The sequence below is a fragment of the Dactylosporangium sp. NPDC051541 genome (genome assembly GCF_044454505.1).
Lineage (GTDB): Bacteria > Actinomycetota > Actinomycetes > Mycobacteriales > Micromonosporaceae > Dactylosporangium.
The window spans coordinates 24,299-38,305 of the sequence record NZ_JBITDU010000019.1 but is presented as its reverse complement, the minus strand read 5'-3'; the positions used below and the strand labels follow the sequence as shown (position 1 = coordinate 38,305).

The window sequence follows — 14,007 nt, the reverse complement described above, 5'->3', positions numbered from 1 at the left end:
ATGCGCTGAGTCGAAGCCTCTTGACCGCCGGGAACAGCGGCTCGGGTCGGCGCCCGACCCAGGACAAACAATAACCCCACACCCGGCCGGAGTCGTTCTGCCGTCAGCGAACCCAGGTGGTACAAGAACGTGGTGACGGCAACGACGCTGTTCCAACGCACCACGGGCCCCCTCGGCGCGCCCTTTCTGCTGCTCGGCGGCTCGCTGGGCAGCAACCTCGACATGTGGAAGCCGCAGCTGCCACGGTTCGGCGACCGGCTGCGGGTCGTCCGCTTCGACCACCGGGGGCACGGCGGCTCACCGATAACGCACAGGCAGTACCACATCGGGGATCTGGGCTTTGACGTCCTGGCCATGATGGACCGGTTGGGGATCGAGCGGGCCTCCTACTGCGGCTCGTCGCTCGGCGGCATGGTCGGCCTCTGGCTGGCCGCGCACGCGCCCGAGCGGATCGAGCGGCTCGTGGTGATCGCGACCTCGGCCCACCAGCCGCCGGCGGAGGGCTGGCTGGACCGGGCCCGGCAGGTGCGGGCGGTCGGGATGGAGCCGGTCGCCGACGCCGTGCTCGGCCGCTGGTTCACGCCCCGCTTCCGGGCCGCGCTCCCGGCCCGGGTGGCACCGTATCGGGCGATGATCGCCGCCTGCCCGGCCGAGGGCTACGCGGGTGGCTGCGAGGCGATCGCCGCCATGGACCTCCGCGAAGACCTGGCCCGGATCACCGCCCCGACGCTGGTCATCGCGGGGGCGGACGACCCGGCCACGCCCCCGGAGCACGGCGAGTTGATCAGAAACACGGTCAAGAACAGTCGGCTGGTGGTGGTACCGAACGCAGCCCACCTCGCGAACGTGGAGCAGCCGGAGGCCGTCTCCCAGCTCATCGTCGATCACGTGATCGACTGATACACCGCCAGGGTCCGGTCGGCGATCGCCGCCCATGAGAAGTGGTCGACCGCGCGCTGGCGCCCGGCCCGCCCGAACGCCGCCGCCCGGGCCGGGTCCTCCAGCAGTGCCGTCATCGCGTCGGCGAGATCGGCCACGAACCGGTCGGGGTCCAGCGGGGTGCCGGAGCCGTCGGCGACCTGCTCGATCGGCACCAGCAGGCCGGTCTCGCGGTCGGCGACGACCTCGGGGATGCCGCCGGTGGCCGTGGCCACCACCGCGGTCTGGCAGGCCATGGCCTCGAGGTTGACGATGCCCATCGGCTCGTAGATGGACGGGCAGACGAACAGCGTCGCGTGCGTCAGGACCTGGATGACCTCCCGCTTCGGGAGCATCTCCTGGACCCAGATCACGCCGGAGCGGGTCGCCTTGAGCTCGTCGGCCAGGGCCGTGACCTCGGCCGCGATCTCGGGCGTGTCGGGGGCGCCGGCCAGCAGGACGATCTGGGTGTCGGCGGGCAGCGAGCGGGCCGCCCGCAGCAGGTACGGCAGCCCCTTCTGCTTGGTGATCCGCCCGACGTAGACGACGCTCGGCCGCGACGGGTCGATCCCGAGCCGCTCGAGCACGTCGGTGGCCGAGTCGGGCGCGTACTGCGCGGTGTCGATGCCGTTGTAGACGACGTGCACCTTGTCGGGGTCGACGTCCGGGTAGGCCCGCAGGACGTCGGCCTTCATCCCGGCGGAGACGGCGATGACCGCGTCGGCGGCCTCGATGGCGGTGCGCTCGGCCCAGGAGGAGAGCGCGTAGCCGCCGCCGAGCTGCTCGGCCTTCCACGGGCGCAGGGGTTCGAGGCTGTGGGTGGTGACGACGTGCGGGACACCGTGGAGGAGTTTCGCCACGTGCCCGGCGAGGTTGGCATACCAGGTGTGGCTGTGCACGACGTCGGCGCCGGCGCACCCGGCCGCCATCTCCAGGTCGACGCCCATGGTGCGCAGGGCGGCGTTGGCCCCGGCCAGCCCCGCGGGGTCGGCGTAGCCGGTCACGCCGGCCTCGTCGCGGGGCGCCCCGAAGCAGTGCACCCGCACGTCGAGCGGCAGGTTGCGAAGCTCCCGGGCCAGGTACTCCAGATGCACACCAGCGCCGCCGTAGACGTCCGGCGGGTACTCCCGAGTGAGCAGATCAACTCGCACACCCCAACCCTAAGGCAACCGCCAACGTTGCGACACGCCGCAGCACTGTGCCACGCCGCGCTAGTGGGCCAGGGCGGGGGCGTCGGACTCCTGTGCCGGTAGGACGACGATTTCCGCGGGGGAGACCGTGCGGGTGGTGGGGTCGTCGTCGTAGGCGATGTCGTATGTCGTGGGTGCGCCGGTCGCTGACCAGTTGGCGCCCAGGATCGTGCCCTCGCGGTGTGGGGTTTTGCCGGGCTCGCGGATCCTGGTGCCGGGGGCGTGGCCGTCCTCGGTGACGACCAGGAGGGCGTCCAAGGTCTGGCAGACTCCCGGCCACGGGGCCGGCCGGACCTGCGGGTCGCCGGTCGAGGTTTCGGTCGGCGTGCAGAGGCGGCGGTGGGCGAGGGTCAGGAGGTCGGCGGCGTATCTGGTGGCGGGCTCCGGGTGGTGCTGGGCCGCGGACAGGGCGGCGTCTATCCGGTCCCACCTGGCGGCCGGGTGGTCGGACAGGAAGGCGCGGGCGGCTCGGTCCAGGTCGGCGCAGGTGGTGTCGACGGCGGTCTCCTCGCCCAGCTCGGCGGTCCAGGCCAGGTCGAGCGGGGACGGGACGAGGCCGGGGTATTCGTGGGCCACCGCCAGGTAGACCATGGCCAGGAGCTCTGGGCGCAGGTCGCCGGCGTAGCAGGGGTGGCCGGCGGTTTCGGCCGGTGGGAAGCGGTCGGTCAGGTGCCTCGCGCGGCCGGTGGGGATCCTGGCGGCGATTCTGGTGGCGGCGAGTTTGTCGGCCGGGGTGCGGGCTTCCCGGGACAGGATGGTCCAGCGGCCGGGGGACAGGGCCGTCGGGTAGACGGTGCGGCCGGTGTTGGCCAGGGTTTCGCCGGCGGCCAGGGCGGCGGCGGCGAGTTGGCGGGCGGCTACCGAGTAGGCGACGCCGGTCTGGGCGGCGTGGGCCCTGACTGCGCGGCGGCGGGCTCGGTCGCGGCCGGAGCGGGATTTCGGCCGTCCGCGAAGCGGTGATGGGGGAGTGGAGACCGGGGCGGCTGGAGGCGACGGCTGCGCGGTGTCCGGGGTCGGTGGCGTGCTCGTCGCCGGTGCGGCCGGTGGTGGGTCGGCCGGCTCCACCTCCGGTGGGTCGGCATGCTGCGACTCCGCTCGGTCGGCAAGCTGCGATCCCGGTGGGTCGGCAAGCTGCGCCTCCGGTGGGTCGGCACGCTCCGACTCCGCTACGTCGGCAGGCTCGGACGCCAGTGAGTCGGCGGGTTCGGGCTCCGGTGAGTCGGCCGGGTCCGGCTCCGGTGGGGGCTGATGGGGCGGGTGCGTGGCCATGTGAGTCCTCCGGCGTCGACCCACGCTCGCACCGATCGGACGGCACCTGGTTGCCCGCCGGGCTGGAGTTGGCCAGCCCGAATCGGTGCGCTGAGTCGGAGACTCTTGGCCTCGGATCCGGTCGGCGTGGGCGGCCGGGTGAGGCTCGGGCAGGCGCACTGCCTTGCCCGACAGAGTACCCGTCCCGGCCCTCCCGCGCCCGCCCCACCCGCCGCGCACTACCCTCTGTGGTTACAGCGTTACCAGCGACCGGATCGCCAGGGTCGAGCCGACCACCAGGACCAGGGCGGCCGTACCGTTCGGAGCCCAGGCGGCCAGGCGCGGGGCCAGACGCGAAGCCACACGGAGGCGGGCCGGCCAGCGCCAGCGGTCCCGGATCCGGATCAGGAGCAGGCCGGCCGCGGTCAGGACGGCGGCCATGCCGGCGCCGTAGGCTAGGACCAGCAGGACGCCGAACCAGGTGCGGCCGAGTCCGATCGCGCCCAGCAGGACGACCAGCGCCGACGGGCTCGGCACCAGGCCGCCGGCGACACCCATGCCGACGATCGCCCAGCGACTCGGCCGATCGAGCCCATGCGAGTGCGAGTGGCCGGGAACAGCAGCGTGGTCGTGATCGTGCGAGAGCGAACCAGCGTGATCGTGCGAGTGCGAGTGGCCGTGCGAACCAGCGTGATCGTGCGAGTGCGAGTGGCCGTGCGAACCAGCGTGATCGTGCGAGTGCGAAGGGCCGTGCGAATGGGCCGAGCGACTGCGGAGCATGCCGACCCCCACCGCGGCCACCAACACCCCGCTCACCACCCCCAGCCACCCCAGCACCGTCTCGCCGGCGAGACCGGCCACCGTGGTCAGGAGCAGACCCAGGGCGAGCACCCCACCGGTATGCGTCAACGTAACGGTGGCCCCAACCGCCAGGGCGTCCCGCGGCCGCCCCCGCCGCCCGGCCAGGTACGCCGCCATCACCGTCTTGCCGTGCCCGGGCAGCGCCGCGTGCGCACCACCGAGCACCAACGCCAGCAGCACAGCCAGCAACCCCACCCAGGGTGTCAGCGAACGGGAGCCCACGAACCCCCGCAACGCCGTCTCCGCCCGTGCCGGCCAGGACGGCAGCGAAGGGGAAACCCCGGCACCGGGTGCGGCGTCGGTGGACCCGCCCGGCGCCACCGACAGGTGCGCGGCCCGCACGTCCGGCGGCGAGCTGAGCAGGTCGTCCGGGTAGGTGCGCAGTCCGTCGGTCCGCGAGCTGGTCGGCAGCGGCGAGTCGACGAGGTGGACCCCGGACGCGACCGCCGTCAGTTCGCGCCACCCCACGCGATCGTCGCGGTAGTGGCTGGCCACGTCGACGGAGACCGACCGATCCAACGGAGCCGGAGCCGACAGCGTGCACGACAACCGGCTGGTACGAAGGCCGCCGGACCCTTCGGAGTACACCAGCGAAGGAGAGAAAACCGAGAACGTCAGCGACGAACCGTCCACGCGGACGGCGAAACCGTGCAGGAACGTGTCGCATTCCGCCGGAGCGGTCAGCGACTCCTGCAACGTCGGCAGCTCGGCGAAGTCGACGGTCACCGCGACCGAGACCTGGGAAGGGGTGAACGTCAGCGCGGCCAGCTGGTTGACCGAGAAATTGCCGAGCGGGTGCGCCTGGGCGGCCGTGGCGGGCACGAGCAGTACCCCCGCGAACGTCACAACGAAGAGCAGCAGACGTTTCATCCGAGACCGGCCAGGGTCCGCGTGGCGACGGGGGCGTCGATGGGGTTGAAGTGCGGGTTCAGGGAAAGCGCCAGCTGCAACTGCAGGCGAGCGGTGACCCGGTCGCCGGCTGCGAGCGCGATCATCCCGTGGTGGAAGGCGACGGTCGGGTCGAGCTGCCCGAGCGCTTCGGCCTTCTGGATGTACGGCACCGCCTCCGCCGACCGCCCGGCCGTGTGCAGGCTCCAGGCGACCGCGTCGGCGACCTCGGCGAACTGCCGCCGGTCCCACTCGCGCCGGGCCAGCTCGACCGCCTCCGCGGGCCGCCCGGCCGCCATGGCCAGCGCGGACGCGCCCAGGTCGTCGGTGCCCCCGTTGGCCACGAACAGCTTGTGCGCCGCCTCGGCCAGGGACAGCGCCGGAGCCGGGTCACGGCCGGCCGCCGTGAGCATGCGGGCCTGCTCGACCAGCGCGTCGACGGTCGGTGTCCGGGCCACGACCTTGTCGAGATCTGTCAGCGCGGCCGCGAGATCGCCGGCGGCGGCGTCGACCCGGGACTTGAGCTGCCACAGGCCGGCGACAGCACCATCGGCGGCGAGGCCGAGCGTGATCTCGCTGGAGGCCGTGGCCACGTCGCCCGCCGCCCAGGCCAGCGCGGCCAGGTGCTGGTGGCAGAAGGCGATGTCGGCCGGCTCGGTCGCCGCGGTCAGGGCCTTGCGCATCAGCTCGATCGCGTCGGTCCGCCGGCCGTGCTGCTCCAGGTCGTACGACCCGCGCGTGTAGGAGGCGAGCCCGGGCTGCAGGTCGAGCATGTGCTGGACCGCGTCGGTGGCCTCCGCCGCCAGCCCGAGCTGGGTCGAAGCGTCGGCGAGCACGCCGTAGGCGGTGCCGGAGTACGGGTCGGCCGCCAGGGCCTGCTGGGCGAGCCCGCGCGCGGCGGTGAAGTCGTGCCGGGCGTTGGCGAGGGCGCCGAGGCCGGTCAGGGCGAGGGCGTTGCCCGGCCGGACCGCGAGGGACTTGTCGAGGGCGCCGGACGCCTTCGGGTAGTAGGACGGGTCGGCCGTGGCCCGGGCCTGCTCGAGATAGGCCGAGCCGAGGGCGGCCCAGGTGGTCCAGTCGCCGGGGACCTTGCGGAGCCGGTCCTGATAGGCGGCGATCGCCGCGGGAAGTTTCGCGGTCGGCCGGTCGGCACTGCCAAAAGCGGTTTCGGTGGTACTGCCGGTGCGTCCGGCGAGCGCGCCGAGCCCGAAGAGCAGCGCGGCGGCCAGCGGAACGGTGATGAGCATGCGAAGTCGCACGGCGATCGCCTCCTTTCAGGACGTCGGTCGGGTCAGGACAGGGGGTTGTTGCGGCGCCGCCACCAGCCGACGAACAGCGTCGCGCCGAGCCCGGCGGCCAGCGCCGAGGTGCCGACCATGACCGCGGTCGTGCCGGAGCCGGACTCGAACGCCGACGGCGTGGCGTTGACGGTGCCGGGAGCCGACGCGGCCGGCGAGGCCCCGCCGCCGGTCGAGCCCGACGAGCCGGACGAGCCCGAGGAGCCGGACGAGCCGGCGGCCTGGGCCTTCGTGGTGTTCGGCAGCGCCACGTACGGGAACGAGTCGCCGAACGCGTTGTCGTTCACGTCCACCTTGTCGCCGGTGGCGAGGGCGTCGACGAGCTTGCCGGTCTGGGCCGCCCCCTCGACCGCCTGCAACGAGATGTCGACGACGTCGTCGGCGAGCCGGCGGCCGTTGGGGAAGCCCTGGAAGTCGCCGGCCAGGACCCCGAGCCGGTTCGGCTGCGCGGTCACCGGCACGTTCAGGTTGAGCCGCAGCATCTCGGCGGGGCGGAAGCTCTTCGCATCGACGTCCGCGTTGTTGAGCTGCGAGTTCAGGTCGGCCTTGATCGGCCCGCCGGCCTTCGTGGTGATGCCGGTCAGGAAGATCTCGACCAGGTCGTTGCGCGGGCTCGGCGGGGCCGGGACCTTGTAGATCTTCTCGATGAGCTTGGGCAGCTCGGGGTCGGTGACCCGGGCCACGACGGCCGCGATGCCGGCGTCCTTGTCGGGGCTGATCGAGTTGAACGCGTCCTTGAGCGCGGCCGGCACGACGACCTCGTTGACGAGGGGGTTGCCGAGGCGGGACACCTGCACCCGCTCGCCGGTGCGGATGTCGGCCGCGCCGGTCGTGGCGGCCGGGCCGGTGATCCGGGTCTTGGCCCGCTCGGTGGTGGTCCAGACGCCGATGACGGGGTTGCGGGCCGGGTCGCCCTTGAGCGCGACGTCGGTGAACGGCACCTGCAACGCGATGGTGTTGACGTTGTAGCCCTTGAGCGTGTCCCGCCCGACCTCGCTCAGGTCGCCGCCGTAGAGCAGGTCGAACACGCGAAGGTCCAGGTAGAACGGGTCGTCGGCCTGGCCCGCGAACGTGTTCCAGCCGCCGGTGAGGCGCTTGTTCGCGTCATTGCGCAGCTTCGCGTAGTCGGGCATCGTGGCCTGACCCACGCGGGACGGCGCGACCGGGGCGCCGGTGACCCGGGTCTTCCACGGCTCGCCGTGGAACGAGGACTCGAGGGTGTATGTCTGGCGGAACAGCAGGTTCTCGTCGTCGAGGGACGTGACCGGGCCGTTGGCGTAGAGGAACGTGTCGCCGCCGCGCTTGTCGACGTTGCTGAACGTGTACCGGAAGACCGCGTCGGCCTTGGCGTCGCCGTCGCTGTCCACGTTGATGAGGTACGCCGCGTCGGTCGCGAACGGGAAGAAGTTCGGCCCGCCGTCCGGGTCCTCGAACGGCTGCCAGTTGGCGATGAACGTGACGTAGCCGGCCCGCTCGGGGCTGACGAACGCGTAAAGGTCGGTGTTGTCGACCGCCGGGTCGGCCGCGATGAGCGGGGCCTCCCGGTGGCTCGAGGCCGCCGAGCCGGCGGGCCCCAGGCCGGCCAGCGCGACGCCGCCGGCCAGCACCGTGGCGGCGCCGGCCCGCAGGACGGTAGCGAATCGCATCAGCGTGGTCCTCCCACATCGGTGGCGGTCCGGGCTGTCGAACCGCCTGCGGGAGGACTTCGGAACGGGCGTGCCGAGCGACTGGTGGTTGTCGATTTCCGGTCAGCGACCAATCCGGCGCGTCCGCGGCTCCGAACCGCTCAGTTGGTGAGGACCCGCAGCGTCTCGGTGCCGTGTTGGGGGAAGCCCCGGGCGCTGTAGTGGAAGGACGGTTCGGCGGCCGGGTCCAGCCGCAGCCGGGGGGCGGCCGTGAACAGCGCGGACAGCGCCGCCTTGGCCTCGAGGCGGGCGAGGGGCGCGCCGACGCAGTAGTGCGGGCCGGCGCCGAAGCCGAGGTGCGGGCCCGGGCGGTCGAGCCGGAACTCGTCCGGGGCCGGATAGACCGACTCGTCGAAGTGGGCGGCGGCGATCGCGAGATACACCATGCTCCCGGCGGCGAGCGGGGTGCCGGCGATCTCGGTGTCGCGCAGCACCAGGCGATACAGCCCGGCGGTGGGGGCCGCCCAGCGCAGGGACTCGTCGAGGGCGGCATCGAGCAGAGCCGGTTGCGCGTGTACTCGCTGGAGCGCGCCGGGATTGAGCAGCAGCGCGGCGATCGTGCCGGCCAGCAGCTGCACGGTCGTCTCGAAGCCGCCGAGCAGCAGCGCGACGACCGCGACCGTCACGGCCTCGGGGGAGTAGCCGCCCTCGTCGACGTGGGCCTGGACGATCCGGCCGAGCAGGTTGTCGGTCGGCCGGGCCCGTTCGGCCTCGACCAGCCCGGTCGTGTAGGCCTCCAGTTCGGCGAAGGCGGCGGCGCCGGGCCCGGCGAGGCTCGGGTCCATCGGCGCGCCGAGCCAGGCCATGATGGCGTTCACCCAGCGCAGACCCTGCGGGCCCAGGTCGTCGGGGACGCCGAGCAGGCCCATGAAGACCCGCATGGGGTATTCGGCGATGAGCGCGCCGACCAGGTCGACCGACCCGGCCGGCGCGCCGAACGTCCGCCGCGCGATCGGTTCGACGATCCGCGCGTAGTCCGCGGTGGCGCCCGGGCTGAAGAACCGGTTGTGGATCCGCCGCCGGCGGGCGTGCTCGGGCCCGTCGAGGGCGATCATCGCGGAGCTCATCGGCCCCAGGCCGTAGAACCGCGTGCTGAACGTCGCCGGGTCGCGCAGGGCGGCCGACACGTGCTGATGCCGCAGCACCAGCGGCGCGCCCATCAGCTCGTCGAAGACCACCGGCCGGTCGCGCCCGATCGCCGCGAGCGTGATGCCCAGGGCCGCGGGCGATGCGGATCGGACGCCGAACGCACTCTCCGTCATGGCAATCATGACGGTGAGTATCCGGCACTAGGGCTTGATTCCCACGCCTCCGTACCCGTGTGAGGTACGGTCCTCGCCCGGTTTGGGGTGCCATTCACCGATCCATACCAGCCCGGGGTCGACGAGCTCGAACCCGGCGAAGAAGCGCTCGATCCCGGCCCGGGTGCGCGGGATGATCGGGGCGTTGGACCGGCGGTACACCTGCGTGCCCTGCTCGGCCGGCCCCATGTCCACGCCGTCCAGGGTCAGGTGCGACAGGACGATCGCGCTGCCGGGGGCCAGGGCGCCGCGCAGCCGGGCGACGAGCTCCCACGGGCGGTCCTCGTCGGGCACGAAATGCATGATGGACACCAGCATCACGGCGATCGGCTCGGCGAAGTCCAGGTGCCCGGACACGTGCGGGTCGCTCAGCAGGGCGTCCGGTTCGCGCAGGTCGGCCTGGGCCACCGACACCCGCTCCGCGCCGTCGACCAGCGTGCGGGCCTGCGCGACCGCGACCGGGTCGTTGTCGACGTAGACCACCCGGCCGTCGGTCTGCTCGTGCACGTTGCCCTGCGTCGGCAGCCCGGCGCCGATGTCGAGGAACTGCCGCACGCCCCGGTCCGTCAGATACCGCACGGCGCGCTGCATGAACCGCCGGTTGCCATGGGCCGCGGCCGGCGTGTCGGGGAAGATCGCCAGGATCTTCTCCGCGGCCTCCCGGTCGGCGGCGAAGTTGTGGTAGCCGCCGAGGTAGTAGTCGTACATCCGGGCGACGTTCGGGACCGTGGCATCGATCGTCATGTGCGCCACCATATGGCCTGAACGGGTACCGTCGCGGCCCCTGGCTTTTGTCATGCGGAAAGTTCTTGTAAGGTGAGGGGAGTCCCACCCCGCCGGGTGACGTATATCCCCGTGCGGCCGGGCCCGTCCAGACAGCGGCGGCAACCCGGAGCGTGGCGACACCGGAGGTCTACGCCGGCGCTCAAGACCATGGGCGCAGCTGGCGTCTTCGACCGGGCATCTTCTTGCGGCGACACCTCGACTCCCACTTGGGATTCCCGGGTGCGCGTCGCTGAAACCCCGGTCTTTGCAGTACCAAATGGAAAGGCTTGACCCTGCCATGAGCATCGACGTGCAGCCGCAGCACGAGAACACCATCGAGACCCCCGCCACCGAGGCCACCCAGTCGCACGGCACCCGCGCCAACCGCGAGACCGACGCCAAGGCCAAGGCGCTGCTGTCGCTCCTGTCCGATCTGCCGGCCGGCACCGACCGGGCCCGCGTCCGGGCCCGGCTGATCGAGCTGTACATCCCGCTCGCCGAGTACCTGGCCCGCCGCTTCCGCAACCGCGGCGAGCAGCTCGAGGACCTCACCCAGGTCGCCCACCTCGGCCTGATCAAGTCGGTCGACGGCTTCGACCCGACCCGCGGCGCGGCGTTCACCAGCTACGCCATCCCGATGATCGTCGGGGAGCTCAAGCGGCACTTCCGGGACAAGGGCTGGGACGTCCGCGTGCCCCGCCGCCTGCAGGAGCTGCGCCTGGAGATCTCCAAGATCTCCGGCGACCTGGCCCAGAACCTCGGCCGCTCGCCCACCGTCGCCGACCTGGCCCTGCGGCTGGGCGTCAGCGAGGAAGAGGTCATCGAGGGCCTGGACTGCGGGCAGGCGTACCGCGCGCTCTCCCTCGACGCCCCCGTCGGCGACAGCGGCGACGGCGGCGCGAACGGCCTGGGCGACCTCCTCGGCGGCGACGACCCCGACATGCGCAACGTCGAGAACCGCGAGGCCCTCCGCCCGCTGCTGGCCCGCCTCCCGGAGCGCGAGCAGAAGATCATCGCGATGCGCTTCCACGGCAACCTGACCCAGTCGCAGATCGCGGCCGAGCTCGGCATCTCGCAGATGCACGTGTCGCGGCTGCTGGCCGGCTCCCTCAAGGCGCTGCGCGAGCAGCTGACCCGCGAGGACTGAGTCTGACGCTTTCGGGTGGCCCCGTCCGCGTGTGCACCACGCGGGCGGGGCCGAGCCCGTATCGTAGTCCGCCGAGGGGGTGGGCGAAATGGGTAAATCGGGCAAATCGCGCGAACTGAAGTGGGTACTCCGGCCGAACCACACGGACCTGGCCGAGCACGACGGCAAGGAGATCTACGCGTTCGGCGACACCGACGCCGTGGGCCGGGTCGAGGTGACGCTGACCGACGGCACCCGGGTCAAGGTCCGGCGCACCGAGCTCATTCCCTGCTGACACGGCCATCGGCCTGGATACACCGGCCGATGGCGGGGTCGAGCGGGTAGGGGCGCTCCGGCGGCAGCAGGCGTTGGGCCTTGGTGTGCTGCCCGGACCGTACCAATGCGGCGATCTTCTGCACTGTCGGCGTGAGGTCGGTCAGCCCGGTGACCCACTCCTCGGCGAACGTGCGAATGAGCTCCCGGCGGATCCCGACCTGGATGCTGTAGTGGTTGAGCGCCGCGCCGCGCAGCGAGCGCTCCGGGTCCCACTGCACGTGCACGGCCGCGTCGGCGAAGGCGGCACTCCAGGCGGCGGCGCTGCCGTGGATGGCCGGCACCGGCGCGGTCAGCACGGCCCCGGCCAGCGCCCGCTCCCACCCGGCCCGCGTGATCCGCACCGCGAGGATCCGCTCCTGCCCGGCCTTGCGGCCCCAGTTGCTGCGGTGCGTCAGCCACAGCAGCGACGGCTTGATCCAGGTCATCCGGGTGAACGAGAACGGCGCCACGAACCGTCCGGCAGCCAGGGCCGCGTCGGCGATGGCCGGCGGATACGCCTGGTACATCACGATCGTGCCGGCGTCGAAGTCGGCCCGGATCTGGCGCAGCATCGCGGCGAGCCCATCCTCTGTCGTCCGGCGGCCCGGTCGATCGACTCTGGCACCGGACCCCACCCTGAACAACCGGTTTCCGGCTCCTGCGAATAGTCCTAGCATCGGACATGTGGGCAGTTTCGGTGTCACCCATCGCGCGTATGTCGATGGCTCCGGGAACTGCGTATGCCCGGAACTGATGTCACGCCGCTACATTGATCCGGGCGCGCGCCTGCGACCGCAGTCACCGCGTGGGCGACGCGACCACGGTTGTACCCACGCACCATTACTGCTCCTGCAACCACGCGGCGAACCCCTGCGCGTTGTGCAGTCCGCCGTACCATTGCGACCAGCTGCCGGGTAAGGCCACGACAGGCTGCGCGATCAGGCGAAGCGCCGTCTCTTCGTCGCCGGCCCGAATCGCCTCCTCGATCCGACGGTGGTGGGTGAGCTCCGCCTCCATGCCGGGAATCACGACTGTCACCAACAGCCGGGAAAGCACTTCCAAGGCCGCGTCGGCGTGCTCCGGCGTGACGGTCCAGATCACGTCGCCGATCCCGGCGACGCCGGGCGGCCGCTTGACGTTGTACTTCCAAAGCACGGCGAGTTCGACCAGGTCGGCACCCTGCCGGAACTGCGCCCAGGTGCGCTGCATGAACCGGATCCAGTTCGCCGTCGCCGCCGCGGAACGGACCATGAAGTCGCTGCGCCCGGCCATGCCGACCGGTGTCGCCTGGAACCGGAGGCCGAGGACGTCGCCGCCCGTGATGCGGTAGAAGACGTCGCCCTGGCGCTTGAAGCCGGCCTCCGCCAGGTCGGGCGCGACCTTGCTCAGCACTGTTTTGAGCCGCATGAGCCGGCCTCTCAGCGGTGGAAGACCTGGCGGTAGGTGGTCGGGGTGACGCTGGTCTGGCGGGCGAAGTGGATGCGCAGGTTGGCGGGGGTGCCGAAGCCGGTCCGGTGGGCGATCCGCTCGATCGAGTCGTCGGTCGTCTCCAGGAGCTCCTGTGCCAGGCGGACCCGCTGGCCCACCAGCCACTGCAGCGGGCTCGTCCCCACGCTTTCGCGGAACCGCCGGGCGAACGTCCGCTGGCTCAGCCGCGCCTCCCGGGCCAGGTCGGCGACGGTCAGCGGCTGGTCGAGGCGGCGGCGGGCCCAGTCCAGCGCGCCGCCCAGCGAGTCCGGGGTGCGTGGTCGCGGCGGGGGTGTGGCGAACTGGGACTGGCCGCCGTCGCGGTGCGGTGGCACGACCATCCGGCGGGCGACCTCGTTGGCGACCGCCGCGCCGTGGTCGAGGCGGACCAGGTGCAGGCAGAGGTCGATCGCGGCGCCCGTCCCGGCCGAGGTGAAGATCTGGTCGTCCTCGGTGTAGAGGACGTCAGGATCGAAGGTGACGCGGGGGTACCGCTGGGCGAAGTCGAACGCGTTCATCCAGTGCGTGGTCGCCCGGCGCCCGTCGAGGAGCCCGGCCGCGGCGAGGACGTAGGCGCCGGTGCAGATGGCGACGATCCGGCGGCCGCGCTCGTATGCCGAGCGGACCGCTTCGACCAGGTCCGGGGGCGGCTCGACCTGCCGGGCCCGGGTGCACGCGGGCAGGAGCACCGTGTCGGCGTCGGCGAGGCTCTCGAGGGGGTACGGGGCGTCGATGCTCAGCCCCGACCGGGCCGCGTGCCGGCCCGGCGACGTGGCCGCGAAGCGCAGCTCGTACCAGGGGTCGGCCAGGTCGCCGCGGTCGATGCCGAACACCTCGCAGGGGACGGCCAGCTCGAACACGGGCATGTCGGCCGTGACGGCGACGGCCACGACGTGGCGGGCAGAGGTCATGGCCGGAATCTATCGCGAATCGGCATTCCTGCCA

The 14,007-nt window shown here is 72.3% G+C and carries 13 protein-coding genes; 3 read left to right on the top strand and 10 right to left on the bottom strand.

Translation table 11 applies throughout. The annotated features are described in order from the left end of the window. Positions 1-132: 132 nt before the first annotated feature. On the top strand, positions 133-900 hold the full coding sequence (gene pcaD, locus ACIA8L_RS47775; RefSeq protein ID WP_395915593.1) for a 3-oxoadipate enol-lactonase: 768 nt from the start codon (positions 133-135) through the stop codon (positions 898-900). Here pcaD and glgA read toward each other — a convergent pair. From glgA to ACIA8L_RS47740, 7 genes are all read right to left on the bottom strand, one after another. After that, a complete protein-coding gene (glgA, locus tag ACIA8L_RS47770; protein WP_395915591.1) occupies positions 885-2,069 on the bottom strand; it encodes a glycogen synthase in 1,185 nt (394 codons plus the stop codon). The two genes, pcaD and glgA, sit on opposite strands and share 16 nt — an antisense overlap. Positions 2,070-2,129: 60 nt before the next feature. Further along, entirely contained in the window at positions 2,130-3,173 is a 1,044-nt protein-coding gene (locus ACIA8L_RS47765) for a hypothetical protein (protein ID WP_395915589.1), read from the bottom strand. Between the two features lie 435 nt (positions 3,174-3,608). Beyond that, entirely contained in the window at positions 3,609-5,087 is a 1,479-nt protein-coding gene (locus ACIA8L_RS47760; protein WP_395915587.1) for a nickel/cobalt transporter, read from the bottom strand. Further along, positions 5,084-6,364 carry a hypothetical protein gene (locus ACIA8L_RS47755; RefSeq protein WP_395915585.1) on the bottom strand — a complete coding sequence of 427 codons (1,281 nt, stop codon included), beginning with the start codon at positions 6,362-6,364 and terminating at the stop codon, positions 5,084-5,086. The genes ACIA8L_RS47760 and ACIA8L_RS47755 overlap by 4 nt, the downstream gene beginning before the upstream one ends. Before the next feature lie 32 nt (positions 6,365-6,396). After that, a complete protein-coding gene (locus ACIA8L_RS47750) occupies positions 6,397-8,049 on the bottom strand; it encodes a DUF4331 domain-containing protein (RefSeq protein WP_395915583.1) in 1,653 nt (550 codons plus the stop codon). Between the two features lie 140 nt (positions 8,050-8,189). After that, complete coding sequence (locus ACIA8L_RS47745) at positions 8,190-9,359, bottom strand: cytochrome P450 (RefSeq protein ID WP_395915581.1); 1,170 nt, start codon at positions 9,357-9,359, stop codon at positions 8,190-8,192. A gap of 18 nt (positions 9,360-9,377) precedes the next feature. After that, positions 9,378-10,133, bottom strand: a complete 756-nt coding sequence (locus ACIA8L_RS47740) for an SAM-dependent methyltransferase (RefSeq protein WP_395915579.1) — start codon at positions 10,131-10,133, stop codon at positions 9,378-9,380. 319 nt (positions 10,134-10,452) lie between these two features. Here ACIA8L_RS47740 and ACIA8L_RS47735 point away from each other — a divergent pair, with 319 nt between their 5' ends. Continuing rightward, the gene (locus tag ACIA8L_RS47735; RefSeq protein WP_395915577.1) at positions 10,453-11,301 is read left to right on the top strand and encodes a SigB/SigF/SigG family RNA polymerase sigma factor; all 849 of its coding nucleotides are present in this window, start codon (positions 10,453-10,455) and stop codon (positions 11,299-11,301) included. 88 nt (positions 11,302-11,389) lie between these two features. Then, a complete protein-coding gene (locus tag ACIA8L_RS47730; protein ID WP_395915575.1) occupies positions 11,390-11,575 on the top strand; it encodes a hypothetical protein in 186 nt (61 codons plus the stop codon). On the opposite strand, the gene ACIA8L_RS47725 is transcribed toward ACIA8L_RS47730, so the two are convergent. The 3 genes from ACIA8L_RS47725 to ACIA8L_RS47715 all read right to left on the bottom strand — a co-directional run bounded on the left by ACIA8L_RS47725 (position 11,562) and on the right by ACIA8L_RS47715 (position 13,973). Beyond that, positions 11,562-12,167, bottom strand: a complete 606-nt coding sequence (locus tag ACIA8L_RS47725) for a DUF4291 domain-containing protein (RefSeq protein WP_395915573.1) — start codon at positions 12,165-12,167, stop codon at positions 11,562-11,564. The two genes, ACIA8L_RS47730 and ACIA8L_RS47725, sit on opposite strands and share 14 nt — an antisense overlap. Before the next feature lie 268 nt (positions 12,168-12,435). Further along, entirely contained in the window at positions 12,436-13,002 is a 567-nt protein-coding gene (locus tag ACIA8L_RS47720) for a DUF4304 domain-containing protein (protein ID WP_395915572.1), read from the bottom strand. Positions 13,003-13,013: 11 nt separating this feature from the next. Then, positions 13,014-13,973 (bottom strand): GlxA family transcriptional regulator, encoded by a 960-nt coding sequence (locus ACIA8L_RS47715; RefSeq protein WP_395915570.1) that lies wholly within the window; start codon positions 13,971-13,973, stop codon positions 13,014-13,016. Between the last annotated feature and the right edge of the window lie 34 nt (positions 13,974-14,007).